Raw genomic sequence first — 23,534 nt, 5'->3', positions numbered from 1 at the left:
CTTAATTGTTACCGCCGCATAACGTAATTGTTACTCATAGGCACCTTACTCCTGTGCCCATGACCAACGCGATTATGAACTCGAACCGCAGCGGGGTTCAGTTACCTGCGCCGAACACACCCTGCAAGTTGGTTTTGGGATCGTCCCAAGTTCCAGACACTTTATAACTGGCACTGGTCAGCTTGCTTAACGGATCGCCCAGTATTTTATCCAGTACAAAAAGAGCACCGCCAATGGGTGCTCCTGCCCCCATTAGCAACGCCGCCAAAGGCAAATTCTGAGTTAAAGGCACCACCACGACCAACCGCATGTCCAGGCTCTCAGCGGCCATATCGGTGGTGCCGCTTAATTTAAAAGCACCGGAGGGACCCACAATTTGCAGTTCGGGGTCCAGGGTTAACAGCCCATTAGCAATCTGCGCCTTGCCAGAAAGCGCATCAAACGCCACGCCGCGTTCATACAAGTCGGAGAAATCCAACTGCAGCCTGCGCCACAGGGTGTCGGTGTTCAGCAGGTTGAACACGCGAAACAGCTGGGCACTGCTGTTCTGTTGCAGAATCACACCGTCTTCCAGGGTCATGCTGATATTGCCGCTCAGCTGCTTGAGCCCGAACTGATCCGGGCGACCTGGCCATTCCAGCGCCAGTTCAATATTGGTCGCAAGGTTCTCAAGAGGTATATCCGCACCAAACAACCCTCCAAGTTCAGCCAGTTGGCCCCCCGTGACGCTACCTTTAAAACGGCTAACCTGATTTTGCCCTTGCAACAGCCAGTTGAGTTCACCCGCCAGCGCCAAGGAATCCAGTTTGCCCTCAATGGAGCCGATGTTTACACCACCAGCCTGGGAGCGCAGCAAGAATGACCATTGCCCCAGCGGCTCGCCGGCCAGGGCGAGCCGAGCTATGCGAACATTTGCGGAAGGCCAGTCTTGGGGCCGCAGTTCGGCCGCGGCGCCTGAGTCAACACTATCGCGCAGGTTCGCCGCTGCAGTAGGTGCTGGCTCCTGCGAATCGTTACGGGGCAAGTTCAGGTGTTGTAAATCCACCGTCAGCTCAGAACCGTCGTTCGGAACCTCTATGCGTCCGCTGACCAGGTCTGAGTCCAATCGCACGGTCCATTGTTTATCCAGGTCCAGAGCACTGATATTTATATCACTTAATCGACTGCTACCCAGCTGAAGATAATCCACGCGGGCATCAAACCCGGTGTCCAGTGTACGCACATAGCCATGGCCCCGATTTTCCCAATTCACTCCAAATGCCACACCGTCTTTTACCGACGAATCCAGAGTCAGGCGTAAAGGTGCGGTCTCGGTCATCGCTTTTTCGAGAGACCCGGGCCAGTCTATAGCCAGCCCCCGTAAGTCTGAATACAACTCCAGCTCGGGCGGGCTTGCCGCCATCAGAACCAGATCGGCGCTGTAGGTTAACCCTCCGCTGATGCCGTAACTGGCATCAGCGGCCACATCTGCTAATTGCCTAAGGGCTTCGGCATCCAACTGGCCAATCTGGGTGACGGTTAACCCGTCCTGTTCGTTAATACCCAAGCCTATGGTGACAGGCTGGCCTTGGAAAATGCCCTGCATTGGTGCGCCACTAAAGCCCTGCTCGCTGCGATACCGGGCCTGCCCGCGAATCTGCATCCATTTCAGGCCTGAAGGCAGATGTTGCAAATCAACATCGTTGGCCGCCACGAGGGCATCCACTGAAAATTGCCGGGGCTGATTTAAGGGTAAGCGCAAAGCCAGCTGTAAATCCGCACTGCCGGTAAGCGAAATCTGGCTTAAACCGTCGCCGGCAACCTCGCCGAGTGGGCTGTTCTTCATCCAGAAGTCGATGGCTTGCGCGGGCACTTGAGCCGCTGTGTTAACGCTCACCACGGGGCTTTCGTTATCAGTAACCAACCGCACCGTGCTCGGCCGCAGTTGCAAACCACCACTATTTGCCTGTTCTACGCTGACCACCGCCGAGCCGTTGTGAACTTCCACCCGGCCGCGGGCGTCGGTCACTGCCGGCCACTGTGAGTCATAGCGCAGAATGGCTTCTTCAAACTGGTACCACATAGCCGACATAAACGACTCCGGTGGCGCGTCGGCGCCAATCTGGCCGTGGCCGTAATAAGCGCCAGAGGAAATTAGGCCGGCCTCAATGGCGGTGGTCAACCATCTGTAAAGCTCCGGTGCCACGGCGTACTCTGGCACCAGGTCCGCAATCATTGCGGCATCACCGTTCTCAATCTGTACCTGCAAACCCAAATTATCGTCGCCGTGCTGGTCCAGGCGCAGATCAAAACCGCCAACCAACTCGGTCTGCTCACCCATACCCAGGCGCATATCCTCAGAGAACACCCGTATAAGAGCACCGTCAATCTGCCAGGCTACCAGGGCTTTGAAGCGGGGAAACTGCCAGCGTGCCGAAAACAGTTCAGGAAATTCAATTTCTACCGGCTGCTCTGCGGCATAGGTATCCACATAGCCGCCACGGCGGTCAACGTAGATATGCCCCTGCACAGAGCTGGCAGCCGGCGCACCGTTGTGTGCGTTAACTTTAACATCCCGCAGCCGGGCGCTGAGCTGAAAATCGGCTGGGGCCGCATGGGGTATGTCTAGCCGCATAGCGTCCAAAAAACCTGCGGGTTTGTAGTCGTCCAACGCTGCCTGGGCAAGCTGCGGCAATAACGGCAATGCCGCCACAAGCCGGCGCAATGGCCGCAGCGGGAGCGCCTCAGCCACGAATCTTACGCCAGCGGAATCAGTACCGGCCTCGGCAGAGCTGTTGGGCCGCGTTGTCAGCCGTGCACTGAATGGCGACACCTGATCGCCGTTCCAACGCCATTGCAGCTGCCGCAAGTGCCATTCACCGATGCCACCAGGCGTTTGCTCGTCGCGGCGCCATCCAAAACGGGCGCGAATGTCTTCCAACGGAGCCAGCGACATGGCACCAACCCCCAATTGTAAATAGGGGGTGCGCAAGGTCCCGTTGACCTGCTCCAACTGGCCGTCACGAAAGCTGAGCCAGGCCTGGCCGCCTACATCAAAGCCTTCTACCCGCATATCACGCCAGCGATAATCGTCGATCAGACCATCAAACAGGCGCCCGGAAGCAACGTCTACGTAAAGTTGGCCTGTGAACTGACCCAACAAAAAGCTCCGGCCTACCAAGCGAAAACTGGCCAATTGCTGATTGGTGCCGGCTTGCATAGCACGGCCGGAGGCGCGGAAAAGACCGCGCTGATAAAGCAGATCAAGTTGCGGAATGTCCAGTTGACGCAAGTTGCCACTGCTGTCGGTAACAGCCAGCTGTATGCGTGTGATGCGGACAAAAGGTTTTGAAAGCCAGCGTTCGGCCAAAGCGACCAAGCGCAGCAACGAATTGTCGCTGACCTCAAGACCGCTGCCGGCAAGAACCACCTGCCCAGCCGCTTTCTGGCGCAGGGCCAGATCCAGGCCGTCAGCCTCGAACTTTTCCAGCACCAGGCGCAAACGCAACACCGAGGCCAGAAAATCCACGCGCATTCGCAGATGTCTCAGGTAGGCCAAAGGCTCGTCCAGGCCGGTCTCTGTGACCATCACATCTTTTGCGCTGAACTCCGGGTTGAGCCAATACCAACGCGCCGACAACTCACCAATGCTAACTGTGTCACCCAGCTGTTCCGAAAGCTGGGTCTGCAAGGTATCGCGGTACTGGTTCATGTCCGCGGTCAACTGGCGCCCCAAACCGGCATAAAGAGCTAACAGCAGCAACAAAGCCAGCGCCAGCCACCATACCAGCGCAGACAAACGCGCTAACCAGCGCAGCGGCAGGGAATTCGGGGCCGGGGGCGGAGATTCCTGCTTTGACACCGAGTATTACTCCAAACGCCGGTTGCCAACAGCAAGCTTACAACAGCACAACATCGTACTGCTCCTGGCTGTAGAAAGGTTCGACTTGAAAGCGAATGGTTTTGCAGATGAAGGTTTCCAGATCGGCCACATTATCCGACTCTTCATCAACCAACAGGTCGACAACGCTTTGCGACGCCATTACCAGATAGCTTTCGGTGTCATACGCGCGATTCACCCGCAATATTTCGCGAAAAATCTCATAACACACCGTTTCACCCGTTTTCAGAAAGCCACGACCGTCGCAAATCGGGCAGGGCTCACACAGCACTTGGCCCAGGGATTCGGTGGTGCGCTTGCGGGTCATTTCCACCAGGCCCAGTTCGGATACCCCGGTAATTTTGGTTTTGGCGTGGTCCCGTTCCAGCATTTTCTCCAGCATGCGGTGCACCTGGCGTTTGTGTTCGGCGTCTTCCATATCGATAAAGTCGATAATTATAATGCCGCCCAGATTACGCAGGCGCAGCTGGCGGCTGATGGCACGAGCCGCTTCAAGATTGGTTTTAAAAATCGTTTCTTCAAGATTGCGGTGACCAACAAATGCCCCGGTATTGATATCGATCGTGGTCATCGCTTCGGTTTGGTCAATAATCACATAGCCGCCGGATTTTAGCTGCACTTTGCGGCTAAGAGCCTTCTGGATTTCATCTTCTACCGAATACAGATCGAAAATCGGGCGCTCACCTGGGTAATACTCCACTTTGTCGGCAAACTCGCTAACGAACTCGTGCACAAATTCCATCACCCGCTGATGGCTTTCACGGCTATCGATGCGCACTTTTTCAGTCTGAGGACGAATCAGATCGCGAATGGTGCGAATAAACAGCGGCAGATCCTGATAAATCACCGCTGGCGCCTGAACTTTGTCCATGCGCTCGTTAATAGACTGGCCAAGCCGGTGCAAATATTTCATGTCGGCGGTCAGGTCTTCTTCGCTGGCAGCTTCTGCAGCGGTGCGAATAATATAACCGCCCTGAATGGCTACGGAAGACGCCTGCTCTGAGGCGGCTTCATTCACGATCGCCTTGAGCCGGGCACGCTCGGTATCATCTTCAATGCGTTGGGAGATGCCAATATGGTTAACACCCGGCATAAAAACCAGATAGCGGGAAGGAATCGAAAGCTGGGTGGTCAGGCGTGCGCCTTTGGTGCCAATAGGATCTTTGGTAACCTGCACCACCAGCGACTGGCCTTCGCGCAGCAGGGTGCGAATATCTGGCACCACACGGGGTCCGTCGCTAATGTCGTCACTGCCGGGCTGACTGGTAACCACATCGGACGCGTGAATGAAGGCCGCACGCTCAAGACCGATATCAACAAACGCGGCTTCCATACCTGGAAGCACCCGCACCACTTTGCCTTTGTAAATATTGCCGACAATACCTTTGCGGCTGGCGCGTTCGATGTAGGCTTCTTGCAACATCCCGTTTTCAACCAGCGCAACACGGGTTTCTACCGGTGTTACGTTGATTAGAATTTCTTCACTCATGATTGGCGCTCCTTACTGCATGGCCACTGGTTCCACACAGGATAGCCTGCTGCGCTCAGCAATGCCGCGGTTTCCTGAAGCGGTAAACCCACCACCGCGCTGTAACTTCCCTGCAATTGTTCAACAAACATGCCGCCAAGGCCCTGAATGCCGTAGCTACCGGCTTTGTCCATGGGCTCGCCGGTGGCTACGTAGGCGTCAATTTGTGCCTCCGTCAGAGTGCAAAAACTGACGTTGGTGGTTACCAGGCAAGAACGGCAACCATCTGCGCTTGCCAGCACTACAGCGGTGAGCACCTGATGTGCGCGCCCAGACAACGCCGCCAGTGTGGCCCTGGCATCCGCAGCGTCAACGGGTTTCCCTAGAATGACGCCGTCCATTATCACCGAGGTGTCCGAGCCCAATACCAATGCACCGGGTTGCGCGGCGGCAGCCACTAATAGCGCCTTTTCTCGCGCCATGCGTTCAACGTAGTCGGCGGCAGGCTCAGCGGGCCGAGGGGTTTCATCAATAGCGGCAGGACACACGTCAAAGAGTGCACCAATTTGCTGCAATAATTCGGCGCGGCGCGGAGAAGCCGAAGCCAGTATCAGTGTCTGCATTGACTGCCTCTTGTGCGGGCCTAGCCCAGTCGGCGATTTATATTGTCCAGCAACAAGCTCAGAAAAGGCCAAATCACCGCGCTGGTTAGCGCCGGCCACAAATAGCCGAAACCGGTATTGTCGGCCCCCAGGGCCTGTTTGATAACGTGCACCAGCATCTGATTAATACCCACCAACAGAAACACAATGGCGCACTGTTGTGGCAATGGGTACATGCGCAGGCGCTGGTGTACGGTCAGAACCAGAAACGCCACAACCGCCATGGCCATGGCGTTCACACCCAGTGGCGTTGACTCCAGCACGTCCAGCAACAGACCCAGAGCGGCAGCGAGGAAAACGCCAAATTGCGCCGGCGCACGCACCGTCCAGTAAAACACCATTAACGCCAGCCATTCCGGGCGAAACTCCAGCCACCCAGAAGGCACTGGAGCAATGCTCAGCGTCAGCGCCAGCAGCACCGACAGAGCAAACACCGGGTAGCTGATCACCGACAGCATCAGCGTTCCTCCTGCAAACGATTGCCGTCTTGCGCAGGCTCAAGCTGATTTTCTGACCGCTGGTTATCGGGAACAGGAGCTTGAAACACAACCAACAGCATACGGCTCTGATTGAGCTTGGCGGTGGGTGTGGCTTCAATAGTGATAAACGGCTCGCCAGGTTCCTTGCTGATGCGGCTTACTTCAGCGACCGGATAGCCGCGGGGGAAGCGCCCGCCCAAGCCGGAACTCACCAGTAGATCACCTTCACGAATGTTGGCCGTATCCGGAACGTGCACCAGTTCCAGACTGTTAGCTTTGCCGGTGCCCAACAGAATAGCCCGCAGGCCATTGCGCACCACTTCTACCGGCACCGCATGGCTGCTGTCAGATACCAACAAAACGCGCGCGGTTATCTGGCTGACCTGAATCACCTGCCCCATCAGGCCGCCGGCGTCCAGTATGGCCTGACCTTTGTGAACACCGTCGCTGCGGCCTTTATTGATGACCAATTCATGGGAAAACGGGTCGGGCGACACGCTCACAACTTCGCTGACTATAACGCGGTCGTCGAGCACTTCGGAGGAGTTCATCAGGCGGCGCAGTTCATTATTTTCAGAGGCCAGAGCGGCATATTTCAGAGCACGACGTTCCAGAATTAGCAGCCGCGCCTGCAATTCGTCGTTGTCACGCTTGAGGTCATCTTTGTTGACGAACAGGCTGGCAACCCAATCAGAAAATTGAGTGGGCGCATTGCCCAGCCAGTAGACCGGCGTCAGCCCCGTGGCCAGCGTGCTGCGTACCACTCCCAGCTTGTCGAAGCGGGCATCAGCAACAATCAACGCCAGCGCCAACACCACAACCAGCAGCAACCGGAATCCCGGAACCGGTCCCTGCACGAATATGGTTTTAATAACTTATTCTCCCCACGGGATCAGCCCTCTTGGGAGAACATTCCAATGCCGCCGCGATCAATCACTTCCAACGCTTTGCCACCACCACGAGCGACACAGGTCAGCGGGTCTTCAGCGATGATCACCGGCAGGCCGGTTTCTTCGCTAATCAATTTGTCCAGCCCGCGCAACAGGGCGCCGCCGCCGGTCAGCACAATACCGCGTTCGGCAATATCAGAGGCCAGTTCCGGTGGCGACTGCTCCAGAGCACTTTTAACGGTCTGGACAATTTGCGCCAGGGACTCTTGCAGAGCATCTAGAATTTCTTCGCTGTTGAGCGTGAACGCCCGCGGCACACCTTCAGCCAGATTGCGGCCACGCACGTCAATTTCACGAACTTCCAAACCTTCGTAGGCGCAACCAATTTCATGCTTGATGCGCTCCGCAGTGGATTCACCAATCAGGCTGCCGTAGTTACGACGCACATAAGTGACAATAGCTTCATCAAACTTGTCACCGCCTACCCGCACCGAATCGGCATAAACAATACCGTTCAAAGAAATAATGGCAATTTCAGAGGTGCCGCCGCCGATATCCACAATCATCGAGCCGCTGGCTTCTTCCACTGGAAGGCCGGCACCGATGGCCGCCGCCATAGGCTCTTCTATCAGGAACACTTCGCGCGCACCCGCACCCATGGCCGACTCGCGAATGGCCTTGCGTTCCACCTGAGTGGATTTGCTGGGCACACACACCAATACCCGAGGGCTGGGGGTAATAAAGCTGTTTTCATGCACTTTGTGAATAAAGTGCTGAAGCATTTTTTCTGTCACCACAAAGTCAGCGATTACGCCATCTTTCATCGGGCGAATGGCACTTATATTGCCCGGGGTGCGGCCCAGCATTCGCTTGGCTTCGGCGCCAACAGCGGCCACCGTTTTCTGCGAATTAGTGGTACGAATGGCTACAACGGAAGGCTCATTTAATACAATGCCGCGACCGCGCACATAAATAAGAGTGTTTGCGGTGCCCAAATCAATGGACAGATCGCTGGAGAATAATCCTCGGAGTCTTTTAATCAACATTCGTGTAGTTTCAACCTGAGAGTGGCGGCTGCGAAAAGATGCGGCAACTTTAGCAGCGCCCCCCCGCACAGGCAAGGCGCAGCCTTCGCAAATGCAAATGACCTGCCCTAGCATGAACAAACCGTCATGCATTTACGGGGCCAAAATGCTGTTTTGAGCGACTTGCGGTTTGACGAAGGTCAGCAATTAGACTTTGATTAGATTGATAATAGCTAACACCAATGCCTTGGCTGGGCGGATCAACCCGCAATAGTGGAGACTTACCATGAAAATTATCAATGCCTCAATTTTATTGATGGTTCTTGCGCTTGCCGGCGGTTTGTCCGGCTGCAACACCACCGCGGGCGTAGGTCAAGACATCGAAGCGGCCGGTGGTGCGATTGAAGGCGCAGCAAAGGATGCCAGCAATTAAGCCGCCAGCACTCTCGGTAAATGCGGCAATGGTCTGGCGCCTGTTGATTGTTCTGGCGCTGGCTATTGCCGCTAGTCCGTTTCCTGCTGTCGCGGCCGAGCAAGGTGAAACGCCTACAGCGGCCATCATTGCCTTGGAACCAGGCGAAGGCAGCGACGCACTTATTGCCCAGCGCATTGCCGGTATTTTTGCCCAAATTCGACAGTTCGAATCACTTGAAGTCGGCGTTAGCAGCGGCGTTGTAGCCGTGTCAGGGCAAGTTGCAAACGAAGCCCAGGCCCAACGCGCCCTGCGAATGGCCGGCCGAATTGACGGCGCAATAGCCGTAGACGATCAAGTGGTCCGCACACTGGACCTGAAAGACAACCTGAACCCCATGTGGGACTCGCTGCAAAACACCCTACGCGGCTGGGTAAGAGCGCTTCCTTTATTTTTGGTCGCCTTCGCGATCTTTGTCATTGTTGCCTTCGCCGGGCATCGACTGGCGGGCAACACACGGCTTTGGTCAAAGCTTACCCACAATCCCTTCCTGGCCGAGCTTGCAGGTCATGCCTTGCGGCTGCTAACCATTATTCTAGGCCTACTAGTGGCCCTCAACGTGCTTGGCGCCACCGCCCTGATGGGCACCCTATTGGGCAGCGCCGGCGTTCTGGGCCTGGCCATCAGTTTTGCGGTCAAAGATTCCATGGAGAACTACATCTCCAGCATCATGCTCAGCATCCGCCAGCCCTTCCGCGCCCAAGAGCACGTGGTCATTAACGACTACGAAGGCGTTGTGGTGCGCCTCACATCACGCTCAACAGTACTGATGACCCTTGACGGCAACCACCTGCGCATCCCCAACGCCACCGTATTTAAAGCCGTTATCCTCAATTACAGCTGCAACCCCCAGCGCCGTTTTGAATTCGTGCTGGGTGTAGACGCCGAAGACGATCCCGCCCAGGCCATACAAACCGGCTTGACCGCATTGCAACAACTGGACTGGATACTGAATGACCCCGAACCCCACGGCATCATCGACTCCGTGGGTGATTCCAACATACTGATCAAATTCATGGCCTGGATAGACCAGCGCGACTCCGACTACGGTAAGGCCCGCAGCCTGTCAATTCGCGCCGCCAAAAACGCATTGGAAACCCGAGGATTTACATTGCCTGAGCCTATTTATCGCCTGCGTTTCGACCAGGTTCCGGCGGCTTTGTTAACCACAATCTTAGGCGAGCACTCAGAAGCAGATTCGAAAACCACGAACACCAGCCCAATCACACCACCAGCCATACCCCTGACGCCAGCCGATGAAGCGCTCAATGTAGCCCCGGACACTCACATATCCAAACAGGTACGCGAGGAGCGCGGCGACGCCACCTCCGAAGACCTACTGGACGACGCCAGGCCAGTTGAATAGGTTTCGACACAAGCTCTCGAAGACGAGGAGGCGCCTTCTTCAGAAGGCCGCCGCGCCTCTCCCGCCAGGCCACGAATCTGTTACTATATCGGCCTTATTACCAAGCCCACCCGATCTAAACTCCGCCGTAAAGAATTACGGCGCCGTCGAAATATCAAATGCAAAGAACCGGAGTCAACGTGACCATTTCCCGCGCAGACATTGAAAAAGTCGCCGTACTGGCCCGTATCCGTCTTGATGACGAACAGATACCCGCATTGGAAAACGACCTGAGCAACATCCTCAGCCTGGTTGACCAACTCAGCGCCGCCAACACTGACAACGTAGAGCCTCTGGCCCACCCACTGGATGCGGTACAGCGCCTGCGCGCCGACGAAGTCACCGAAAGCAACCAGCGCGAAGCCTTCCAGGCCATGGCTCCCGCCACCGAGGGCGGCCTCTATCTTGTACCCCGAGTGATTGAGTGATTGAGTGATTAAAGGGAATCGAGTGATCTGACGAACCACACCATCAGGATTGAACATGCATAACAAATCCGTAGCAGAGCTTTCCCGCGAACTGGAAAGCGGCAAGATTTCAAGCGTGGAACTGACCCGCGAGTTCCTCGATCGCATCAAAGCAGAAGACGGCCAGTACAACAGCTTTATAACCGTCACCGAAGACTTTGCCATGGCCGATGCCAAAGCCGCTGACGAACAGCGCGCGGCCGGCAACGCCAGCGTCTGGACCGGCGTACCCTTTGCTCATAAAGACATTTTCTGCACCAACGGCGTGGCGACGACCGCCGGGTCGAAAATGCTGGCTGATTTTGTGCCGCCCTATGACGCTACGGTCGTGGCCAATTTTCGCGCTGCTGGCGCCGTGTGCCTGGGCAAAACCAATATGGACGAGTTCGCCATGGGCTCGTCTACCGAATCCAGCTTTTTTGGCCCGGCGACCAACCCGTGGGGCTTGAATAAGGGCGAGAGGCGCGTGCCCGGTGGCTCCTCAGGTGGCTCTGCAGCGGCCATCGCCGCGCGCCTGGTGCCGGCCGCCACCGCCACCGACACCGGCGGGTCCATTCGCCAACCGGCAGCGCTGTGTGGCGTAACCGGCTTGAAACCCACCTATGGCAGGGTGTCACGCTACGGCATGATCGCTTTCGCCTCTAGCCTGGATCAGGGCGGCACCATGGCGCGCACCGCCGAAGACAACGCGCTGATGTTGAATGTAATGGCCGGATTCGATCCGAAAGACTCCACCTCTGCTGATCGCGCCGTGCAGGATTACACCGTAACTCTGAACCAGCCTTTAAAAGGCCTGCGCGTGGGCCTGCCGAAAGAGTATTTCTCCGACCAGCTCAATCCCGCCATGGAACAGCAGGTCCGCAACGCGGTGAAGGAATACGAAAAGCTGGGCGCCACAGTGAAAGAAGTGTCCCTGCCCCACGCCGAACTGGCTATTGCCGCCTATTACGTCATCGCTCCGGCCGAGGCTTCCGCCAACCTGTCGCGCTTTGACGGCGTGCGTTACGGCTATCGCTGCAACAACCCGCAGGATCTGAACGACCTGTACACCCGCACCCGTGCCGAAGGCTTTGGCAACGAAGTGAAGCGCCGCATATTAGTCGGCACCTACGCCCTGTCCGCCGGCTACTTTGACGCCTATTATTTAAAAGCGCAGAAAGTACGTCGTCTTATTCAACAGGATTTCATCAATGCGTTTAAAGACGTGGACGTGCTGATGAGTCCGGTGTCGCCGTCGCCGGCGTTTATACAGGGCGAGAAAACCAGCGATCCGGTGACCATGTACCTGGAAGACATATTTACCATTGCGGTAAATCTCGCGGGCGTTCCGGCTATGTCGGTACCGGCCGGTTTTGTCGGCGGTTTGCCGGTGGGCCTGCAGATAATCGGCAATTACTTTGAAGAAGCCCGCCTGTTGAACGCAGCTCATCAGTTCCAGCAAGTTACCGACTGGCACCAGAAACTTCCCCAGTAAACCCGAATCAGGAGAACCGTTATGCAGTGGGATATTGTGATCGGGTTGGAAATACACGCTCAGCTTGCCACCAAAACCAAGATTTTTTCCGGCTCTAGCACCGCTTACGGCGCCGAGCCCAACACCCAGGCCAGCGCAGTTGATCTGGCCATGCCTGGCACCTTGCCGGTGCCCAACGAACAGGCCTTCCGTTACGCAGTGATGTTTGGCTTGGCGGTAAACGCCGAAATTGGCCGGCGCTCGGTGTTCGACCGCAAAAACTACTTTTACCCGGATTTGCCCAAAGGCTATCAGACCACGCAGTTGGACCACCCTATTGTGGGCCCAGGCTTCGTGGACGTTGATTTAGCCGGTGGCCGCAGCAAACGCGTTCGCATCCACCACGCACACCTGGAAGAAGATGCCGGCAAATCCCTTCATGAGGGTTTTCAAGGCATGACCGGTATCGACTTAAACCGCGCCGGCACTCCGCTGATCGAAATTGTTACCGAGCCGGATATGAACAGCGCCGAAGAAGCCGTCGCTTTCGCCAAAAAGCTGCACAGTCTGGTGTCGTCCTTGGGCATCTGTGACGGCGACATGAGCCAGGGCTCGCTGCGCTTTGACGTGAATATCTCACTCAAGCCCAAAGGCTCTGACACCCTGGGTACCCGCACCGAAACCAAAAACCTGAACTCCTTCCGCTTTATGGAGCAGGCCGTCGCCCATGAAGTAGCACGGCAGATGGACATTCTGGAAGACGGTGGTCGCATCATTCAGGAAACCCGTCTGTACAACGGCGATCGCGACGAATCGCGCTCTATGCGCAGCAAAGAAGAAGCCAACGATTACCGCTACTTCCCCTGCCCTGATCTGCTGCCGGTGGTGATCGATGATGCCTTTATCGAAAGTGCGCGCGCTCTGTTGCCAGAACTTCCGGATGCCCGCAAAGCACGCTTCAAAGAGCAATATAGCCTGAACGACTACGACGCCAGCCTGTTGAGCGACGACGCTCGCCTGTCAGCATTTTTTGAAGACACCGCCGCTCACTGCAAAGACCCCAAGCTGGCCGCAAACTGGGTGCTAGGCGAGTTCTTGGCGCGCCTGAACACAGACAACAAAACTGTAGCGCAGGCGCCAATAAGCGGCACCCAACTGGGCCAGCTTGTCGCGCGCATCGCAGACAACACGGTGTCGTCCTCAGGCGCAAAAAAGGTGTTCGAAACACTGTGGAATGGCGACGGCGGCTCTAAAGAGAATGCGGCTGACGCCATAATAGAAGCTCAAGGCCTGAAACAGGTTTCAGACACCGGCGCTCTGGAAGCCATTGTGGATGAAGTATTGGCAGGCATGCCCGAGCAGATCGCCCAGTACCAGGAAGCCGACGAGAAAAAGCGAAAGAAGCTGATGGGCGGTTTTATGGGGCCGTTAATGAAAGCCTCAAAAGGCCAGGGTAACCCGCGCCTGTTCACCGAAATTCTGCAAAGAAAACTCAACGCCTGAATTGACGCCTCAGGCGCTTCTATGGCCCGGAGCGCCTGAGGAACAACTGCTCAAACCGACGGATATTCTGCTGCACATAATCAATAAACGCCCGCATGGCCGGGGTTGGGTGGCGCGCTTGGGGATACACCACGCACCAGCTGCGCCTGAGCGGAAACCCGGCAATATTCACAATGCTCAAGCTGCCCAGGGCGAGCTCGGACAGCACCCCCAGTTTCGGCAAAACCGCCACGCCCAGGCCAGCCAACACCGCATGCTTTACCGCGTCGTTAGAGCCCAGCTCCATACTTGGAATCGCCCGTAGACGTTGATTCTGACAATACAGTTCCAGCGCCAGGCGGCTGCCCGAACCGCTCTCCCGCACCAGTAAACCGCTGTCCAGAAACGCCTGAGCGTTGACGTTCGCTTGCCCAAGTAACGGATGGCCCTTGGGCACCACCGGCACCAGCTCGTTGTCCAGAAACGGCAAAGACGTCAGTGGCCGCTCCGCCGGCACCATACCCATAATCACCAGGTCGTCGGCGTTGTCATTCAGCCGTTGCAGCGCCGTTGCGCGGTTCACCACCGACACTGACACGGTGACCTGCGGGTTTAGCTGCAAAAACGCCCCCAACATATAAGGCACCACATATTGCGCCGTATTCACCGCGACAAGCCGTAACTCCCCGGCCACCTGCCCTTCCAGCGCCGCCAAATTGTTCTGCATCTTCTCCAGGGCGGCAAACACCGAACGCACACATTTAGCCATTTCCTCACCGGCGGCGGTGCAATAGAGCTTGCGCCCAACGTACTCAAACATCGGCAACCCCAGTGCCTGCTCCAGATGTCGCACCTGGCTGCTGATGGCCGGCTGCGTTAATCCCAACAACTCCCCTGCCTTGCTATAGTTTTTTAAATCGTAAACCGCCTTAAATACCTGAAGTTGGCGAAAAGTCAGGCGACTGGCAAGATTCTGAATGGTTAACGGCATGGCGTGGGGGCCCTCTGAATCGACTCATAAGGAATTACTTATACTTAAACAAAATAATATCAATTTTTACGAAAGAGTCGAGAGCGTTAATCTTTTCGAGTGCGTCATTCGGGTTTTATTACCTTCATTAGGGACGAAGAAATGAGGAATCTCCGATGTTGAAGAAAGTACTCATCGCCAATCGCGGCGAAATCGCCGTCCGCATTGTGCGAGCCTGCGCGGAAATGGACATACGCTCGGTCGCCATTTACACCGAGCCAGACCGTTATGGCCTGCACGTAAAGCGCGCTGACGAAGCCTACTCGTTGGGCGAAGACCCACTAGCGGGCTATCTGGACCCAGCCCGAATTGTCAACCTGGCGGTAGAAACTGGCTGCGACGCCATCCATCCCGGTTACGGCTTTTTATCAGAAAACGCCAACTTTGCGCGCTTGTGCGAACAAAAAGGCGTGGCGTTTATCGGCCCCAAATCCGATGTCATTCATAAGATGGGCGATAAAACTCAGGCCCGCGACAGCATGCGTGCCGCCGGAATACCCATCACACCTGGCTCCGACGGCAATCTTGCAGATCTGGATGAAGCTTTGAAAATGGCCAACGAAATTGGCTACCCGGTGATGGTGAAAGCGACGTCAGGCGGCGGCGGCCGGGGTATTCGCCGTTGCGACACACCTCAGGAACTGACGGCCCAGTATCCGCGCGTCATTTCTGAGGCCACCAAGGCCTTTGGCTCGGCCGAAGTGTTTATGGAAAAGTGCATTGTGAATCCGCGCCATATTGAGGTGCAAATACTGGCGGACAGCCACGGCAACGTTATTCACCTGTTCGAACGCGATTGCTCGATACAGCGGCGCAACCAAAAGCTGATTGAAATCGCACCAAGCCCGCAGCTTACGCCGGAGCAACGACAGTACATTAGTGCCCTGGCGGTGAGGGCGGCCGAAGCCGTAGGCTACGAAAACGCCGGCACCGTGGAATTTCTGCTGGCCGGCAACGAAGTACACTTTATGGAAATGAACACCCGGGTGCAGGTGGAACACACCATCACCGAGGCCATCACCGGTGTGGATATTGTGCGTGAACAACTGCGCATTGCCGCCGGCCTACCCTTGAGTTATCGCCAGGAAGACATTCAGTTTCGCGGCTATGCGCTGCAATTTCGCATCAACGCGGAAGATCCGAAAAACGACTTTTTGCCCAGTTTTGGCCGCATTACCCATTACTACGCGCCCGGCGGTCCCGGCGTGCGGGTCGACACCGCAATCTACACCGGCTACGAAATCCCGCCCTATTACGACTCTATGTGCCTGAAGTTGGTGGTGTGGGCGCTGACTTGGGACGAAGTCATCGCCCGTGGCAAACGCGCTCTGGACGACATGCGCCTGCACGGCATCAAAACCACAGCCCAATATTACCAGCAGATTCTGGCGCATCCGGATTTTCGCGCTGGCAACTTTGACACCAGCTTTGTGCCCAGCCACCCGGAACTTTTGAAATATTCAACCAAACGCCACCCCAGTGCCATTGCGCTCGCCATTGCCGCCACCATCGCCGCGCATTCAGGCTGGTAATTCACAGGAGAATAAGATCATGAGCCAGGCAAAACGAATTGAAGTCACCGACCTGATTCTGCGTGACGCGCACCAGTCGCTGATTGCCACCCGCATGCGTACAGAAGACATGCTGCCCATCTGCGGCAAGTTGGACCAGGTAGGCTATTGGTCGCTGGAAGTCTGGGGCGGCGCCACCTTTGACGCCTGCGTGCGTTTTCTGAAAGAAGACCCTTGGGAGCGCCTACGCCAGCTGAGGGAAGCACTGCCCAACACGCGCCTGCAAATGCTGCTGCGGGGCCAGAATCTGCTGGGCTATCGCCACTACGCAGACGACGTGGTGGAAGCCTTTGTGCAAAAAGCCGCGGACAACGGCGTCGACGTATTTCGGATTTTTGATGCGCTAAACGATTTGCGCAACATTGAAGTCGCTATGAAAGCGGTGAAAAAAGCCGGCAAGCACGCCCAAGGCACCATCTGCTTCACCACCAGCCCGGTGCACACTGCAGAACTGTTTGTACAGCAAGCCAAAAACATGCAGGCCATGGGTGCCGACTCCATTGCCATCAAGGATATGGCGGGACTGTTGACGCCTTACGGCACCTACGACCTGGTCAAAGCCATCAAGGCGGAAGTCGACCTGCCATTGGTGATTCATAGCCACTCCACCTCTGGCTTGGCGCCTTTATGCCAGCTCAAAGCCATTGAAGCCGGCGTGGACCGCATGGATACGGCCATTTCTTCGTTCGCCTCGGGCACCAGTCATCCGGCGACCGAATCCCAAGTGGCCGCGCTGAAAGGCACCGCTTACGACACCGGCCTGGATTTGAATCTGCTGAGCGAAATCGCCGATTACTTCCGCGAAGTACGCAAAAAATACCAGCAGTTCGAAAGCGAGTTCACCCGCGAAGACGTATCGGTTCAGATTAATCAGGTGCCCGGCGGCATGATGTCCAACCTGGCCAACCAGCTCAAAGAACAGAATGCGCTGGACCGTATCCGCGAAGTGTTCGACGAAATTCCGCGGGTACGGGAAGACCTTGGTTTTCCGCCGCTGGTTACGCCCACCTCGCAGATTGTGGGCACTCAGGCGGTGTATAACGTACTGGCCGGCCAGCGCTATAAAACCATCACCAACGAAGTAAAGCGTTACCTGCAGGGTGGTTACGGCCGGCCGCCAGCGCCGGTGAACGCCGACGTACGTAAAAAAGCCATAGGCAATGAAACCGTTGACGAAGGCCGTCCGGCCGACCATATAAGACCCGAAATGGACAAGCTGCGCAAAGACATTGGCGAACTGGCCCTGAACGAGGAAGACGTACTCACCTTCGCCATGTTCCCTGACCTTGGCCGCGAATTCCTGCAACAACGCAAAGACGGCACACTGGTGCCGGAGGCCCTGTTGCCACCAGAAACAAGATCCCGTGATCGCCTGGTTACCGGTGTTGCCACTGAATTCCGCATTGAAGTGCACGGTGAAAGCTACGAAGTGGCGGTTACCGGCTCCGGCGAATCCGGTGTGGGCAAGCGCAAGCTATACCTTTCGCTCGACGGAATGCCGGAAGAGGTGGTCTTTGAATCCCTCAACGACTATGTGGCACAAAGCAGCAGCGGCCGAAAAAAGGCATCCATGCCCGGCCACGTCAGCACCGCCATGCCCGGCAATGTAGTCGAGGTTCTGGTGAAAGAGGGCGATACGGTGAGTGCCGGCCAAGCCGTACTGATCACCGAAGCGATGAAGATGGAAACCGAAGTGCACGCTGATATTGACGGCAAAATCGCGGCAATTTACATAACGAAAGGCGACCGGGTAACCCCGGGTGAAATGCTGATCGACATTGTCTGATCGGCGCAAGATTTGGTTTGAATAAAAGCAAAAAGCCGCCCCTGAGATCAGAGGCGGCTTTTTTGGTTTCAATAGACGATCAGACCAAAGTCGCCCAAAGGTCATGCTCGTCAGCGTGCTCAACCACCGCCTGAACAATCTGCCCAGGCACCAATCCCGTGGCGTCATTCAGATACACCATGCCATCAATCTCTGGCGCGTCGGCTTTTGACCGCCCGATGGCGCCTTCTTCGTCTACTTCGTCAATCAGCACGTCAATTGTTGTACCAATTTTCGCCTGCAAACGGGCGGCTGAAATTTCGGCTTGCTTGGTCATAAACCGCTCCAAGCGTTCTTCTTTGACATCTTCTGGTACGGCGCCTTCGATCTCGTTAGCCTTGGCTCCCTCAACCGCGCTGTAGGTGAACGCGCCCACGCGGTCTAGTTGCGCCTGGTCCAGCCAGTCCAACAGGTATTGAAAATCTTCTTCGGTTTCACCGGGAAAGCCCACTATGAAGGTAGAACGAATGGTGAGTTCCGGGCAGATTTCACGCCATTTACGAATGCGGTCCAGGGTTTTGCTGTCGTGGGCCGGTCGTTTCATGGCTTTCAGCACTTTCGGGCTGGCGTGCTGGAACGGAATATCCAGATACGGCAGGATTTTCCCTTCCGCCATTAACGGAATAATGTCGTCCACATGGGGATACGGGTACACATAGTGCAGCCGTACCCAAACGCCCATTTCACCCAATGCTTCGCACAGCGACTGCATTTTGGTTTTAATCGGGCGGCCCTGCCAGAAACCGGTGCGGAATTTGGTGTCTACACCGTAAGCCGAGGTGTCTTGGGAAATAACCAATAATTCTTTAACGCCAGCGTCGACCAACCGCTGGGCTTCGTCCATCACATCGCCAATGGGCCGGCTGACCAGATCGCCGCGCATAGACGGAATTATGCAGAAGGTGCAGCGGTGGTTGCAGCCCTCGGAGATTTTGAGGTAGGCGTAATGCCGCGGCGTCAGTTTGATACCCTGGGGCGGCACCAGATCGGTGAACGGGTCGTGCTTGCGGGTGGGCGGCACAAACTGATGTACCGCACCGACCACTTCTTCATACGCATGGGGGCCGGATACAGCCAGCACCCCGGGATGGGTTTTACGGATTTTGTCTGCTTCCACGCCCATACAACCGGTCACGATGACTTTGCCATTTTCATTTATGGCTTCGCCAATAGCGTCCAGAGATTCCTGTTTTGCCGCATCAATAAAGCCGCAGGTGTTCACCACTACAATATCGGCGTCTTTATAGGTTGGTACTACATCATACCCATCCAACCTTAGCTGGGTCAGAATACGCTCGGAATCTACCAGAGCCTTGGGGCAACCCAGGCTAATAAAGCCAACTTTACCGTTACTGGTTTGCGTGTTTTCAGTTTTTTCTATCATAAAGCGGTTCGTAATTCCTGGCGCCGGGCGTAAGCACGCAAATGAATGGAGAGCGATATTTTACACCAGTCGAGCGCGCCGCTACAGTAAAAGCCGAAACCTGTTTCATCAACAATGGATCATTCCAAATGAAAATTTGTGAACATTCATCCGGAAAAAATCGAATAATCTGCCACACTGTAAAATAAAAAAATTCCAACCACATAATAATCAGACATATTGAGTCCGACCGCTGCCTATGAAACTTACGTCTACACAACCGAATCTACGCGATCAACAACGAGTTTACGTTGCGGCCAAAATCGTTATTGAAAGACCCGACGGTTGTCAGTGCAACTGCACAACTACAAACCTGTCGCGCACAGGTGTGATGATATCGTGCGATCTATTAACGGCTGATCAGTTAACTCAGGGTAACCGCGCGCTGGCACCGGGAAACCGCATGCCGGTGAAAGCCCATTTTTCAGTGCCCTTACAACCGGCACAGCCGATCATTGTCGCCGCGGGTAATATTGTGCATTTTCGACGAATCGCACAGAACCAATTTCAGGTTGGCATCCAATTTGAAGAATTTGAAGGCGGTGGGTCCGCATGTGTTGATCTGTATGTACGCAGTCTTCTGAATAAATGTGGCAAATCTGTCTGAAAGTCCCGAACTCCCCGCCAAAACCATTACAATGCTTAGCTGCCTGAGCTGCTATCAGGCCCGCCCTTATTCGTTCATCAATCAGGAATCTGCTACTTCATGGCTATCAAACATCTTCGCACTGCCTTCGCCAGCCAATATCAGCCGGGGCAACCCGCACGCTTGCGCAGCGGCGAAGCTCTGGAAGAGCCCGGTGGCGATTACGAAGCCCTGCACAAACAGATGAAGCGTTTGTTCAACGCCAAACCCGGAAAGAAGTTTGGTCGTTTTTCTGACGATATTGGCGAAAGCCCTTTCAGTAGTTGGATAAAAGATTATCTGGAAGGCAAACAGGGTTTTGCGGCCATGAGCAGCAGATTGTTCGATCAATGGCAGGAGCTTCTCAGCGGCTGTCAGGAAGAGCATCACGGCCATTTGATGCTGGTGCACGAGGCCCTGGCGGATACAGAGGTTGCGTACTTGCTTGTTATAGAAGCAGACAGCGCCATGCGATTTGATGGCAACCAGGCGTTAGACGCCACCGACATTCTCAGCCTTTCACGGTTGAACCTGGCACTGCGGATCGAGCTTACCGACTGGCAGCGTGATGGCGGTGGCAGCAGCGACAGCAATTATCTGACGCTGGTACACGCCCGCGGCACCGCTGAGCCGGGTGAGCTGTTTATTCGTCTGTGCGGTTTTACCAATCAGGTGGATGTGGAAAAAGAGACGATGACGTTTCTGGACGCGGTGGAAGCTTTCGCGAAAAACGAGCAGCCGGATAAAGCCGGCGGAGTGCGCAGCCGCGCTTATGAGTTCTGCAAGGAGCAGCACGCTCTGGGGGAGCCGGTGGCCATCGAGGCCTTATCGGGTTATCTGGATGAGGACCAGCCTGAGCGTTTTCGCGAGTTTGCCAGTAAAACGGCGGAATTGCCGGAGAGCGGCGTGTTGCATCCGGATCATCGTAAGGTGAAGAAGCTGGTGCGGATTGGGGGATCGGGCGGTGGTATGAGCGTGTCATTTTCTTCGGATTTGATGAATCAGGCGGTTTATTATGACCGCGACAAGGATTCTTTGACGATTACTCGTTTGCCTAAGGTTTTGCGGGAGCAGTTGCAGCGTTATCTTGATACTCGCGAGGGGTGAATTAGCTGAGCTTGGGTGACTGGCCACGGGGTGGGGGAAATCTTTTCTTATGGAAAAAGAACTCGCTGCGCTCAGACACCTTTTTCCTGCCAGAAAAGACTTCCCCCACCCCGCTACCGACTTAACTTTGTAGTTACGACCCCATAAATTTTAAAACTGGTCGGATCGACTTTTATCTTTTTTAGGGAATTGGCCTGTTTCACTTATACTTGTTTTTTGAGCTGTTTATCAGCGGGCTTTTATTATGAATATTGATAAGGCAAAGAAGCGGATCGCGAAGCTGGTCAAGAAAGGCTTTGATGGCTATCCGTTGATTTCGTTGGAATACTTTGGTGAAACACCAGGATCTGCGACAAAAGTGGTGGTTTCATTTGTTGCGGAGGAGAACGCAGAGCCTCAGAAGCAGGCATTTTCGAGCGATACCGACGCACGGAAAGACGAGGCGATTCAATCGACTCTGGTGAAGATTATTGAGCGATCTGACGTTAGAACGGTGATGGAAGTTGAGGGTGTTTCAAAATGATACGGCTGACGAATATTCAACTGGCGCTTGATCACGATGATCAGGCGATGACCAGCGCTGTATTGGATCGTTTATCAATCATGGCCGAGGATCTGGTTAGCGTGCACGTGCATAAGCGCGGATACGATGCCCGTAAAAAAACCAATATCGTGCTTATTTACACGCTCGATGTTGAGACGACACAAAACGAATTCCTGATCGAGAAGTTTGCTGACCATCAGTTGGTCAAAGAAACTCCGGATATGAGCTATCAGTTCGTAGCGAACGCGCCGGCAGATTTACAGGAACGCCCGGTTGTTATCGGTTTTGGGCCCTGTGGTTTGTTGGCCGGATTGGTGTTGGCGCAGATGGGCTATAAGCCCATTATTCTGGATCGCGGCAAAGAGGTGCGTGAGCGTACGAAAGACACCTTTGGTTTTTGGCGCAAGAAAATCCTTAATACCGAATCCAATGTGCAGTTTGGGGAAGGCGGTGCCGGAACCTTCTCTGACGGTAAGCTGTACAGCCAGGTGAAAGACCCGAATCACTACGGTCGTAAGGTATTAACCGAGTTTGTGGCATCTGGGGCGCCGGACGAGATCATGTTTGTCAGCAAGCCGCACATTGGCACTTTTCGGCTGGTCACCATGGTTGAGCATATGCGTGCGAAAATCATTGAGCTGGGCGGCGAAATACGGTTCAGCGCCCGCGTTGACGATGTCCAGATCGACAACGGCCAGATTACCGGTGTGGTATTAGCCGATGGCGAAGTGATCAATTCCAGACACATCGCACTCGCGATTGGCCACAGTGCCCGCGATACTTTCCAGATGCTCTACGATAACAATGTGTATATCGAAGCCAAGCCGTTTTCTGTTGGCTTCCGCATCGAGCACCCGCAATCTGTCATTGATAAGGCGCGTTTTGGCAAAAATGTGGGCAACCCGATTCTGGGTGCCGCCGACTATAAACTGGTTCATCACTGTAAAAGTGGCCGCTCTGTGTACAGTTTTTGTATGTGCCCGGGTGGCACTGTGGTTGCCGCCGCATCGGAAGAGCATGGCGTGGTGACCAATGGTATGAGCCAGTACTCCCGTGCCGAGCGTAATGCCAACAGCGCGATTGTGGTGGGTATTGACCCGTCAGATTACCCGGGCAATCCACTGGCAGGGATCGATTTCCAGCGAGCACTCGAACGTAATGCCTACGTGTTAGGTGGTTCCAACTACGATGCGCCGGCGCAGAAAGTGGGTAACTTTTTAAAAGGAACGTCCTCAGAGACGGTCGGCAGTGTAGTGCCCTCTTTCCAGCCCGGCATCAAACTGACCGACTTGTCGAAAGCTCTGCCTGATTTTTGCATCGAGGCTATCCGCGAGGCTATTCCGGTTTTCAACAGAAAGATTAAAGGTTTTGCTTTGGAAGATGCGCTATTGACCGGTGTAGAAACCCGAACGTCTGCGCCTATTTGTATCAAGCGGGGCAAGGATTTTCAAAGCATCAATACTCACGGGTTGTACCCGGCGGGTGAAGGCGCGGGTTATGCCGGTGGCATTCTGTCGGCGGCCATAGACGGCATTAAAATTGCCGAGGCTATGGCGCTTAGCATTAACAGCGGGCATCAAGAGTCTGCGTCAAAATTCGCTTGAAAGACTGAGCAGGTTTATTTTGCGGGAAACTGGGACTGGCCCCGCGGCGGGGGAAATCTTTTCTTATGGAAAAAGAACTCGCTGCGCTCAGACACCTTTTTCCTGCCAGAAAAGACTCCCCC

General features: G+C 55.2%; 19 protein-coding genes. 11 read left to right on the top strand and 8 right to left on the bottom strand.

Features of this window, described 5'->3' with window-relative positions; genetic code table 11:
* Window positions 1-97 precede the first annotated feature (97 nt).
* From MIH18_RS19910 to MIH18_RS19885, 6 genes are read right to left on the bottom strand one after another with little or no spacing between them, the layout of a single operon-like run.
* Entirely contained in the window at window positions 98-3,841 is a 3,744-nt protein-coding gene (locus MIH18_RS19910; protein ID WP_249013315.1) for an AsmA-like C-terminal region-containing protein, read from the bottom strand.
* Window positions 3,842-3,878: 37 nt separating this feature from the next.
* Window positions 3,879-5,369: a ribonuclease G gene (gene rng, locus MIH18_RS19905; RefSeq protein WP_249005580.1), complete on the bottom strand. Its 1,491-nt coding sequence runs from the start codon at window positions 5,367-5,369 to the stop codon at window positions 3,879-3,881.
* On the bottom strand, window positions 5,366-5,971 hold the full coding sequence (locus MIH18_RS19900) for a Maf family protein (RefSeq protein WP_249005581.1): 606 nt from the start codon (window positions 5,969-5,971) through the stop codon (window positions 5,366-5,368). Before MIH18_RS19900 ends, rng begins: the two co-directional genes overlap by 4 nt.
* A 20-nt stretch (window positions 5,972-5,991) precedes the next feature.
* Window positions 5,992-6,468, bottom strand: a complete 477-nt coding sequence (gene mreD, locus MIH18_RS19895; protein WP_249005582.1) for a rod shape-determining protein MreD — start codon at window positions 6,466-6,468, stop codon at window positions 5,992-5,994.
* Entirely contained in the window at window positions 6,468-7,346 is an 879-nt protein-coding gene (mreC, locus tag MIH18_RS19890) for a rod shape-determining protein MreC (RefSeq protein WP_283164784.1), read from the bottom strand. Before mreC ends, mreD begins: the two co-directional genes overlap by 1 nt.
* A gap of 35 nt (window positions 7,347-7,381) precedes the next feature.
* Complete coding sequence (locus MIH18_RS19885; RefSeq protein WP_249009019.1) at window positions 7,382-8,422, bottom strand: rod shape-determining protein; 1,041 nt, start codon at window positions 8,420-8,422, stop codon at window positions 7,382-7,384.
* Between the two features lie 268 nt (window positions 8,423-8,690).
* Between MIH18_RS19885 and MIH18_RS19880 the strand changes: the two genes are divergently transcribed.
* From MIH18_RS19880 to gatB, 5 genes are all read left to right on the top strand, one after another.
* The gene (locus MIH18_RS19880) at window positions 8,691-8,837 is read left to right on the top strand and encodes an entericidin A/B family lipoprotein (protein WP_249005584.1); all 147 of its coding nucleotides are present in this window, start codon (window positions 8,691-8,693) and stop codon (window positions 8,835-8,837) included.
* The gene (locus tag MIH18_RS19875) at window positions 8,824-10,242 is read left to right on the top strand and encodes a mechanosensitive ion channel family protein (RefSeq protein ID WP_249013314.1); all 1,419 of its coding nucleotides are present in this window, start codon (window positions 8,824-8,826) and stop codon (window positions 10,240-10,242) included. Before MIH18_RS19880 ends, MIH18_RS19875 begins: the two co-directional genes overlap by 14 nt.
* Before the next feature lie 179 nt (window positions 10,243-10,421).
* Window positions 10,422-10,709, top strand: coding sequence for an Asp-tRNA(Asn)/Glu-tRNA(Gln) amidotransferase subunit GatC (gatC, locus tag MIH18_RS19870; RefSeq protein WP_249005586.1), 288 nt, complete (start codon window positions 10,422-10,424; stop codon window positions 10,707-10,709).
* 55 nt (window positions 10,710-10,764) lie between these two features.
* Window positions 10,765-12,222 (top strand): Asp-tRNA(Asn)/Glu-tRNA(Gln) amidotransferase subunit GatA, encoded by a 1,458-nt coding sequence (gene gatA / locus MIH18_RS19865; protein WP_249013313.1) that lies wholly within the window; start codon window positions 10,765-10,767, stop codon window positions 12,220-12,222.
* Between the two features lie 21 nt (window positions 12,223-12,243).
* Window positions 12,244-13,704 carry an Asp-tRNA(Asn)/Glu-tRNA(Gln) amidotransferase subunit GatB gene (gene gatB / locus MIH18_RS19860; protein ID WP_249005588.1) on the top strand — a complete coding sequence of 487 codons (1,461 nt, stop codon included), beginning with the start codon at window positions 12,244-12,246 and terminating at the stop codon, window positions 13,702-13,704.
* Between the two features lie 19 nt (window positions 13,705-13,723).
* On the opposite strand, the gene MIH18_RS19855 is transcribed toward gatB, so the two are convergent.
* The gene (locus tag MIH18_RS19855) at window positions 13,724-14,674 is read right to left on the bottom strand and encodes a LysR family transcriptional regulator (protein ID WP_249005589.1); all 951 of its coding nucleotides are present in this window, start codon (window positions 14,672-14,674) and stop codon (window positions 13,724-13,726) included.
* Between the two features lie 155 nt (window positions 14,675-14,829).
* Between MIH18_RS19855 and MIH18_RS19850 the strand changes: the two genes are divergently transcribed.
* Both MIH18_RS19850 and oadA read left to right on the top strand, forming a co-directional pair.
* Window positions 14,830-16,245, top strand: coding sequence for an acetyl-CoA carboxylase biotin carboxylase subunit (locus MIH18_RS19850; RefSeq protein WP_249013312.1), 1,416 nt, complete (start codon window positions 14,830-14,832; stop codon window positions 16,243-16,245).
* Between the two features lie 19 nt (window positions 16,246-16,264).
* Window positions 16,265-18,070 carry a sodium-extruding oxaloacetate decarboxylase subunit alpha gene (oadA, locus tag MIH18_RS19845; protein ID WP_249005591.1) on the top strand — a complete coding sequence of 602 codons (1,806 nt, stop codon included), beginning with the start codon at window positions 16,265-16,267 and terminating at the stop codon, window positions 18,068-18,070.
* A 79-nt stretch (window positions 18,071-18,149) separates the two neighbouring features.
* Here oadA and rimO read toward each other — a convergent pair whose 3' ends face one another.
* A complete protein-coding gene (rimO, locus tag MIH18_RS19840; protein ID WP_249005592.1) occupies window positions 18,150-19,493 on the bottom strand; it encodes a 30S ribosomal protein S12 methylthiotransferase RimO in 1,344 nt (447 codons plus the stop codon).
* A 238-nt stretch (window positions 19,494-19,731) separates the two neighbouring features.
* Between rimO and MIH18_RS19835 the strand changes: the two genes are divergently transcribed.
* The 4 genes from MIH18_RS19835 (at window position 19,732) to MIH18_RS19820 (ending at window position 23,412) form a co-directional block, all read left to right on the top strand.
* Window positions 19,732-20,139 carry a PilZ domain-containing protein gene (locus MIH18_RS19835; RefSeq protein ID WP_249005593.1) on the top strand — a complete coding sequence of 136 codons (408 nt, stop codon included), beginning with the start codon at window positions 19,732-19,734 and terminating at the stop codon, window positions 20,137-20,139.
* Window positions 20,140-20,238: 99 nt separating this feature from the next.
* Complete coding sequence (locus MIH18_RS19830) at window positions 20,239-21,264, top strand: nucleoid-associated protein (RefSeq protein WP_249005594.1); 1,026 nt, start codon at window positions 20,239-20,241, stop codon at window positions 21,262-21,264.
* 244 nt (window positions 21,265-21,508) lie between these two features.
* Window positions 21,509-21,787, top strand: coding sequence for a hypothetical protein (locus MIH18_RS19825; protein ID WP_249005595.1), 279 nt, complete (start codon window positions 21,509-21,511; stop codon window positions 21,785-21,787).
* Window positions 21,784-23,412: an NAD(P)/FAD-dependent oxidoreductase gene (locus MIH18_RS19820; RefSeq protein ID WP_249013311.1), complete on the top strand. Its 1,629-nt coding sequence runs from the start codon at window positions 21,784-21,786 to the stop codon at window positions 23,410-23,412. Before MIH18_RS19825 ends, MIH18_RS19820 begins: the two co-directional genes overlap by 4 nt.
* The last annotated feature ends 122 nt before the right edge of the window (window positions 23,413-23,534 follow it).

Source organism: Marinobacter sp. M3C (assembly GCF_023311895.1).
GTDB lineage: Bacteria > Pseudomonadota > Gammaproteobacteria > Pseudomonadales > Oleiphilaceae > Marinobacter.
Note: the sequence above shows the minus strand (reverse complement) of the source record. Positions and strands in the feature narration are given on the sequence as shown.

Coding starts and splice junctions, on each gene's coding strand:
- MIH18_RS19880 (WP_249005584.1), top strand. CDS start 8,691: ATGAAAATTATCAATGCCTCAATTTTATTGATGGTTCTTGCGCTTGCC.
- MIH18_RS19850 (WP_249013312.1), top strand. CDS start 14,830: ATGTTGAAGAAAGTACTCATCGCCAATCGCGGCGAAATCGCCGTCCGC.
- MIH18_RS19825 (WP_249005595.1), top strand. CDS start 21,509: ATGAATATTGATAAGGCAAAGAAGCGGATCGCGAAGCTGGTCAAGAAA.
- MIH18_RS19875 (WP_249013314.1), top strand. CDS start 8,824: ATGCCAGCAATTAAGCCGCCAGCACTCTCGGTAAATGCGGCAATGGTC.
- MIH18_RS19900 (WP_249005581.1), bottom strand. CDS start 5,971: ATGCAGACACTGATACTGGCTTCGGCTTCTCCGCGCCGCGCCGAATTA.
- gatB (WP_249005588.1), top strand. CDS start 12,244: ATGCAGTGGGATATTGTGATCGGGTTGGAAATACACGCTCAGCTTGCC.
- rng (WP_249005580.1), bottom strand. CDS start 5,369: ATGAGTGAAGAAATTCTAATCAACGTAACACCGGTAGAAACCCGTGTT.
- MIH18_RS19820 (WP_249013311.1), top strand. CDS start 21,784: ATGATACGGCTGACGAATATTCAACTGGCGCTTGATCACGATGATCAG.
- MIH18_RS19835 (WP_249005593.1), top strand. CDS start 19,732: ATGAAACTTACGTCTACACAACCGAATCTACGCGATCAACAACGAGTT.
- oadA (WP_249005591.1), top strand. CDS start 16,265: ATGAGCCAGGCAAAACGAATTGAAGTCACCGACCTGATTCTGCGTGAC.
- MIH18_RS19830 (WP_249005594.1), top strand. CDS start 20,239: ATGGCTATCAAACATCTTCGCACTGCCTTCGCCAGCCAATATCAGCCG.
- gatA (WP_249013313.1), top strand. CDS start 10,765: ATGCATAACAAATCCGTAGCAGAGCTTTCCCGCGAACTGGAAAGCGGC.
- rimO (WP_249005592.1), bottom strand. CDS start 19,493: ATGATAGAAAAAACTGAAAACACGCAAACCAGTAACGGTAAAGTTGGC.
- MIH18_RS19855 (WP_249005589.1), bottom strand. CDS start 14,674: ATGCCGTTAACCATTCAGAATCTTGCCAGTCGCCTGACTTTTCGCCAA.
- mreD (WP_249005582.1), bottom strand. CDS start 6,468: ATGCTGTCGGTGATCAGCTACCCGGTGTTTGCTCTGTCGGTGCTGCTG.